We start from the raw sequence: 1,122 nt of genomic DNA, 5'->3' as shown, positions 1-1,122 counted from the left end.
CTATTTCGCTTTGAACAAGAAGCTGTTCGGAAAAACCATTCGCATAGCTTCCATCATCGTTGCGAACCCTGGTAAGCTGAAACATAGTGCAGATGCGTTCCGACAGAGTAGGTTCGCGCGAAATGTACTGCTGAAGCAGTTGACGCAACTCGAAATCGGGTTTGTCCGCATTTGCGATGTAGTCAAATAACGCCTCTCGCAAAATAGATTCCATCAGGGAGCCTTTGTAATCTTCTTTTGGGCAAAGGCACTCTTTACTCATATAGGCCGCAATAGCCTCCATTGAGGCCTCGCCTGCATCGGGCAACTTGCAATGACCCTTGCAGCACATTATAATGTTACAGGTACGCTGTTCCATTGGTGCTCCTCCTTCAAATATAAAATTCAGAGAATGAGTAAAAGCTGAAGGTGCCAAGTTTCCTCAGTGCCTTTCGGTCTTTTACTCTTCTCCATAGAAGGAAATGTGATTTCTGCGTGCTGCCGAATGCTCAGTCTCTGAACCACCAGATATGGCGGTCGAGGATATCCGTCTTTACCGTTTCATCCTCATAATAGTCCGGTTCTTCCTCCGCAAACTCCGGTGGAACCGTAAACTGCGGGATGCCGTCCGGCTTCAGGATGACACAAGCCTGTCCGCTAATGAAGGACTCGACGATGGCGGGCTCGCCTCTCCACCAGACTTTACGCCCAACCGCCTTATGGTCAAAGTCGATTGCGTTGAGCTCCAGCGGATGCTCAGAGAACTCCATAATCATCGTCCGGGCCTTGTCAATCCCATAATTCAGGCCACCAGCGATATGGCAGAACGGTCTCCCATTACGAGTAATGGTGACACCTCCGCCACTGCGAGCCTCCGTCTCGTCCCACTTTGTTTTGGTATAGTTATTGGGCTTGTACTGAAGGCCCCACGCAACAGGCTGGTCGGCGCTGAACTCAATGAGATTTTCATAAGACGGAGCTTCATCGCGCGGGTAAGCCCAGAGGTCATTATTGCCCCAGCGTCCGCCGATGCTGTGAACATACCCCTCCATCCGGACAACAAAATAAGGACGCCCATCAATCAAGACGTCCCAGTCGTAGGGCTTCGGAGGATGCGACAGATCGGTGTTCTTGGTAATGAGC

Annotated in this window: 2 protein-coding genes; both read right to left on the bottom strand. The window is 50.7% G+C overall.

Features of this window, described 5'->3' with window-relative positions; genetic code table 11:
* A partial coding sequence (locus JX325_RS17490) for a hypothetical protein (protein ID WP_204792274.1) occupies positions 1-358 on the bottom strand: 358 nt, incomplete at its 3' end.
* A 130-nt stretch (positions 359-488) separates the two neighbouring features.
* The coding region (locus tag JX325_RS17485; RefSeq protein ID WP_204792273.1) for a hypothetical protein at positions 489-1,122 on the bottom strand (634 nt) is incomplete at its 5' end.

It is taken from the genome of Oscillibacter sp. CU971, assembly GCF_905219725.1.
Lineage (GTDB): Bacteria > Bacillota > Clostridia > Oscillospirales > Oscillospiraceae > Oscillibacter.
This window is presented reverse-complemented; position numbering and strand designations above follow the sequence as displayed.